General features: G+C 68.0%; 4 protein-coding genes. 3 read left to right on the top strand and 1 reads right to left on the bottom strand.

The genetic code is table 11. The features are described from left to right. Positions 1-30: 30 nt before the first annotated feature. Positions 31-2,316, top strand: coding sequence for an adenosylcobalamin-dependent ribonucleoside-diphosphate reductase (locus M7H45_RS07330; protein WP_298215678.1), 2,286 nt, complete (start codon positions 31-33; stop codon positions 2,314-2,316). 130 nt (positions 2,317-2,446) lie between these two features. Here the strand turns inward: M7H45_RS07330 and rpsA are convergent, their stop codons facing one another. Then, a complete protein-coding gene (gene rpsA / locus M7H45_RS07335; RefSeq protein WP_298215680.1) occupies positions 2,447-4,180 on the bottom strand; it encodes a 30S ribosomal protein S1 in 1,734 nt (577 codons plus the stop codon). Between the two features lie 235 nt (positions 4,181-4,415). Here rpsA and M7H45_RS07340 point away from each other — a divergent pair, with 235 nt between their 5' ends. Both M7H45_RS07340 and M7H45_RS07345 read left to right on the top strand, forming a co-directional pair. Then, positions 4,416-5,270 (top strand): outer membrane protein assembly factor BamD, encoded by an 855-nt coding sequence (locus M7H45_RS07340; RefSeq protein ID WP_298215681.1) that lies wholly within the window; start codon positions 4,416-4,418, stop codon positions 5,268-5,270. A 19-nt stretch (positions 5,271-5,289) separates the two neighbouring features. Next, positions 5,290-6,000: AAA family ATPase (locus tag M7H45_RS07345; protein ID WP_298215683.1), on the top strand; the 711-nt coding region annotated here is incomplete at its 3' end.

A 6,000-nucleotide genomic window follows, 5' to 3' on the forward strand; every position in this document is an offset into this window, starting at 1 on the left:
CCCCGAGTCCCCCCTAGCGGAGCATCGCCCATGGACCTCCCCGCCGGTTTCACCGCCGCCCATTCCCCCGCGCTGGAGCGGCTGGCGCCGATCTCGGCCCAGATCTGGGACGCCAAATATCGGCTGAAGGACGAGAATGGGCTCCCCCTCGACCTCACCCTGGAGGATAGTTGGCGCCGCGTCGCCCGCGCCCTGGCGGAGGTGGAGGCCGAGCCCTCCCGCTGGGAGCCGCGCTTCTACGAGGCGCTGGAGGCGTTCCGCTTCATCCCCGCCGGGCGGATTCTCTCCGGGGCGGGCACCGCCCGCCGGGTCACGTTGTTCAACTGCTTCGTGATGGGCGAGATCGAGGATGATCTCGGCCAAATCTTCGCCCATCTGCGCGAGGCAGCGCTCACCATGCAGCAGGGCGGCGGCATCGGCTATGATTTCTCCTCCCTGCGGCCGAAGGGGGCGCTGGTGCGCGGCGTCGGCGCGGACGCCTCCGGCCCGCTCTCCTTCATGGATGTGTGGGATTCCATGTGCCGCACCATCATGTCGGCGGGGGCGCGGCGCGGGGCGATGATGGCGACGATGCGCTGCGACCATCCCGATATCGAGGCCTTCATCGCCGCCAAGCGCGAGAAGGGGCGGCTGCGCAACTTCAATCTCTCCGTGCTGGTCACCGACCCCTTCATGCGCGCGGTGGAGGCGGACCAGCCCTGGGATCTCGTTTTCGGCGGCAAAACCTACCGCACCCTGCCCGCCCGCGATTTATGGGACAGAATCACCCGCGCCACCTATGAATATGCCGAGCCGGGGGTGATCTTCATCGACCGGATCAACAAGCGCAACAACCTCTATTATTGCGAGACCATCCACGCCACCAACCCGTGCGGCGAGCAGCCCCTGCCGCCTTACGGGGCCTGCCTGCTCGGCTCCATCAACCTCGCCCGGCTGGTGCGCCAGCCCTTCGAGCCCGGCGCGCATATCGACCCGGAGGAGCTGGCCGCCCTGGCCGCCACCGCCATCCGCATGATGGACGATACCATCGACGCCTCCGGCTTTCCGCTCGAGCGCCAGCGCCAGGAGGCGATGGCCAAGCGCCGCGTCGGCCTCGGCATGACCGGGCTGGCGGATGCGCTGATCATGTGCGGGCTGCGCTATGGCAGCGAGAGGGCCGCCGCCCAGGCCGGGGAATGGGCGCGGCAGATCGAGCGCGCCGCCTATCTCGCCTCCACGGAACTCGCCGCCGAGAAGGGCGCCTTCCCGCTTTTCGACCGCGACAAATATCTGGCCGGGGAGACGGTGGCCGGGCTGGATGAGGATGTGCGCGCCGCCATCGCCCGCCATGGCATCCGCAACGCCCTGCTCACCTCCATCGCCCCCACCGGCACCATCTCCTTGCTCGCGGATAATATTTCCAGCGGGGTGGAGCCGGTCTTCGCCCTCGCCTATACCCGCAAGGTGCTCCAGCGCGACGGCACCCGCCGCGAGGAGGAGGTGACGGATTACGCCCTGCGCCTCTATCGCGCCCGCTTCGGCGCGGATGTCGCCCTGCCGGATTATTTCGTCACCGCCCAGGAGCTGACCCCGGCCGAGCATGTGCGCATGCAGGCGGCGGTGCAGCGCCATGTCGACAGCGCCATCTCCAAAACCGTCAACGTCCCCGCCGATATCAGCTTCGAGGCGTTCCAGGCCGTGTATCTCGACGCCTATCGCAGCGGCTGCAAGGGCTGCACCACCTACCGTCCCAACGAGGTCACCGGTTCGGTCCTCTCGGTCGCGCCCGCCGCCCCGCCCGCCAGGCCGGCCAGCGAGGCGCAAGGCGGGTTGCTCAGCCGGGGCGAGCGGCTGCTGGGCGCCACCTATAAGCTGCGCTGGCCGGATAGCGAGCACGCCATGTACGTCACCATCAACGATATCGAGCAGGATGGCGTGCGCCGCCCCTTCGAGATCTTCGTCAATTCCAAAAACCTGGAGCATTACGCCTGGGTGGTGGCGCTGACGCGGATGATCTCCGCCGTGTTCCGCCGCGGCGGCGAGGTCGCCTTCGTCGCGGAGGAGCTGAAGCAGGTCTTCGACCCGCGCGGCGGCCAGTGGAGCGGCGGGCGCTACGTGCCCTCCCTGGTCGCGGCGATCGGCGATGTGATCGAGCGCCATATGATCGAGACGGGTTTTCTCACCTGGCCGGAGGACCGGCCGCCGCCTCCCGGCGTCACCCCGCCGCCCGCCGCGCCGCTGGCCGCCAGCCTGTGCCCCAAATGCAGCCAGCCCGGGCTGGTGCGCGAGGCCGGGTGCCTGAGCTGCCTGCATTGCGGCTGGTCCAAATGCAACTGAAGAACCGTTAAGCTCGATTTATTGGTTCGGGTCTTCTCATAAGAAGATTCGATCGATCAGAACCATAAAAAACCCGGCGGGTCGCCCCGCCGGGTTTTCTCGTGCCGGGATCGCCCGCGGCGGAGGCGGATTACTCCTCCACCTGCTGGTTGCGGCGGCGGATGGCCGCGCCGAGAATATCACCCAGCGAGGCGCCCGAATCCGAGGAGCCGTAATCGGAGATCGCCTGCTTGTCCTCGTCGATCTCCTTGCCCTTGATGGTCAGGCTCAGCTTGCGGGCGGCCCGGTCCACGGCGGTGATCTTGGCGTCCACCTTGTCGCCCACGGCGAAGCGCTCGGGCCGCTGCTCGGCCTTGTCGCGCGCCAGCTCCGCCCGGCGGATGAAGCCGGTCAGCACGTCGTCCACCTTCACCTCGATGCCGTTGCTCTGCACGGCGGTGACCACGCAGGTCACGATCTGGTTCTTGTGGATGCGGTCGAGCACGCCCGCCGCCGGATCGACCTCGAGCTGCTTGATGCCCAGCGAGATGCGCTCCTTCTCGACATCCACATCCAGCACCTTGGCCTTGACGATCTCGCCCTTGCTGTATTTGGCGATCGCTTGCTCGCCGGTCTCTTCCCAGGAGAGGTCGGACATGTGGATCATGCCGTCGATCTCCGGGCCGACGGCGATGAACAGCCCGAACTCGGTGATGTTGCGGATCTCGCCCTCGACGATGGAGCCGATCGGGTGCTCGTCCTGGAACTGCTCCCAGGGGTTGCGCTGAACCTGTTTCAGCCCCAGCGAGATGCGGCGCTTGGAGGCGTCCACGTCCAGCACCACAACCTCGACCTCCTGGGAGGTGGAGACGATCTTGCCGGGATGGGCGTTCTTCTTGGTCCAGGACATCTCGGAGACATGCACCAGCCCCTCCACCCCCGGCTCCAGCTCGACGAAGGCGCCGTAATCGGTGATGTTGGTGACGCGGCCGGTGACCTTGATGCCGGGCGGGTATTTGACCTCCACGCCCTCCCACGGGTCGGCCTCGAGCTGCTTCATGCCCAGCGAGATGCGCTGCGTGTCGGCGTTGAAGCGGATGACCTGCACCTTCACCGGCTGGCCGATGGTGAGAGCCTCCGCCGGGTGGTTGATGCGCCGCCAGGCGATGTCGGTGACATGGAGCAGGCCGTCCACGCCGCCGAGATCCACGAAGGCGCCGTAATCGGTGATGTTCTTCACCACGCCGTCGAGGATCTGGCCTTCCTTCAGCCCGGTGATCAGCTCGGAGCGCTGCTCGGCGCGGGTCTCCTCCAGCACCGCGCGGCGGGAGACGACGATGTTGCCGCGCTGGCGGTCCATTTTGAGAATCTGGAAGGGCTGGGGCACGCCCATCAACGGGGCGACGTCGCGCACCGGGCGGATATCCACCTGCGAGCCGGGCAGGAAGGCGGTGGCGCCGCCGAGATCCACGGTGAAGCCGCCCTTGACGCGGCCATGGATGACGCCGGTGACGCGGGCCTGGGCCTCGAACGCCTTTTCCAGCTGGGTCCAGCTTTCCTCGCGCCGCGCCTTCTCGCGGGAGAGGACCATCGAGCCATCCTTGTCCTCGTAGCGCTCGATGAACAGATCGTAGACATCGCCGGGCTGCACCTCGGGCTTGGCGCCGACGGGGGCGAATTCGCGCAGCGGCACGCGGCCCTCTGATTTGAGGCCGACATCGACGATCACGTAATCATCGTCGATGCGCAGCACACGGCCGGAGACGACGGAGCCTTCAAATCCGGCGTCGCCGCCGAGGGAGGAATCAAGAAGGGCGGCGAAATCATCGCCGCCAGTATAGGCGGGGGCGTCGGAATGACGCAGGGCAGGGGAGGGAGAAGCCATGTGGCTGGGTGTGTCCTTAAAAAACGGGCCGTCTGGCCCGGAGGGTCGGCGCGGCAGGCCGGGCGCGACGGCGCGGCGGCTGCAACGGCTAGATCAGCCCGGGCGAGGCCGGGCATGTCCGGTTGGCGATGAGGTCATTTAGGCCGGGCGGCGGCAAAGTCAAGCAAAACCGCCGCTTGCTTCCGCCGCCGCGCAGGCTTCATGTTCGCGGATTAACTGCTATAAGCCAGACGCAATGATCCATTCGCGCCCCGGCCTCGCCCGCCTGCTGCCGCTCGCCCTCGGCCTCGCCCTGGGCGCCTGCTCATCCTCCCATAAAAACACCGCCCTGGGGGACTTCGCCAACGGCACCGTGCCGCCGCCGGACCAGGCCTATGCCGTCGCCGTCAGCCAGATGCAGAAGGGCAAATACGACATGGCGGTGAAGGATTTCGAGGCGCTCCAGGAGACCTATCCCTACTCCACCTGGTCCACCCATGCGGAAATCCTGCAAGGCTACTCCCAATATAAGCAGATGAATTACGATGACGCGCTCAGCACGCTGAACCGCTTCATCCAGCTCCACCCCGAGAATGAGGAAGTCGCCTACGCCTATTATCTGCGGGCGCTCTGTTATTACGAGCAGATCGAGGATGTGCAGCGCGACCAGACCTCCACCTACGAGGCGATCCAGGCCTTGCAGGATGTGGTCACCCGCTTCCCCGACACCGCCTATGCCCGCGATTGCCGCATGAAGCTGCGCCTCGCCTATAACCGCCTCGCCGGGCATGACATGGTGATCGGCCGTTATTACGAGAAGCAGCATCTCTATGCCGCCGCCATCGGCCGGTATCAGGACGTGGCCAATACCTACCAGACCACCACCCTGGCGCCGGAGGCCCTGGAGCGCATGGTGGAGGTGTATCTCGATCTCGGCCTGCCGGAGGCGGCGATCCGCACCGCCTCGGTGCTGGGGTATAATTACCCCGGCAGCCCCTGGTACAAGGCCGCCTTCAGCCGGCTGAAATCGCACGGGCTGACGGCCCAGGCCGACCAGGCCGCCGCCAATAGCGACGCGGTGGCCCCGCCGGCCCAGCCGAAGCCGCAATAATGGCCCCTCCGGCACGGCGATGCTGACCGGCCTCTCGATCCGCGACGTGGTGCTGATCGAGCGGCTCGATCTTCATTTTTCCGCCGGGCTGACGGCGCTGACCGGCGAGACCGGGGCGGGCAAATCCATTCTACTGGACAGTCTCGGCCTCGCTTTGGGGGCGCGCGCCGATACCGGGCTGATCCGCGCCGGGGCGGAGCAGGCGGTGGTGGTGGCGAGTTTCGCGGTCCCCCCCGGCCATGGCGTGCACGCCGTGCTGGCCGAGCAGGGGCTGGAGGCGGGCGGCGACGTGCTGCTGCGGCGCATCCTCGCCCGGGACGGGCGCTCCCGCGCCCTGGTCAACGACCAGCCGGTGAGCGTGGGGTTTCTCCGCCGCCTCGCCGGCCAGCTTATCGAGGTGCAGGGCCAGCATGAGCAGGTCGGGCTGGCCGATTCCGCCCGGCATCTCGCGCTGCTTGACGCCTTTGGCGTGGCGGCGGCGGCGCGCGCCGGGGTGGCCGCCGCCCACGCCGCCTGGCGGGAGACGGCGGAGCGGCTGGCGGAGGCGGAGCGCCGGATCGCCGAGGCCGCGCGCGAGGAGGAGTTTCTCCGCCACGCCGCCGCCGAGCTCGACGCGCTGAAACCCGTGCCGGGGGAGGAGGAGACGCTCGCCACCGAGCGGCTGCGCCTGCAGGCCGGGGAGCGCCGGGCCGAGGCGCTGGCCGCCGCCATGGCCGAGTTGCGCCCGCGC

The organism is Acidocella sp., assembly GCF_027352905.1.
Classification (GTDB): Bacteria; Pseudomonadota; Alphaproteobacteria; order Acetobacterales; family Acetobacteraceae; genus Acidocella.

Excerpts from the sequence above, each read along its gene's own strand:
- M7H45_RS07330 (WP_298215678.1), top strand. The coding sequence starts at position 31 with ATGGACCTCCCCGCCGGTTTCACCGCCGCCCATTCCCCCGCGCTGGAG.
- M7H45_RS07340 (WP_298215681.1), top strand. The coding sequence starts at position 4,416 with ATGATCCATTCGCGCCCCGGCCTCGCCCGCCTGCTGCCGCTCGCCCTC.
- rpsA (WP_298215680.1), bottom strand. The coding sequence starts at position 4,180 with ATGGCTTCTCCCTCCCCTGCCCTGCGTCATTCCGACGCCCCCGCCTAT.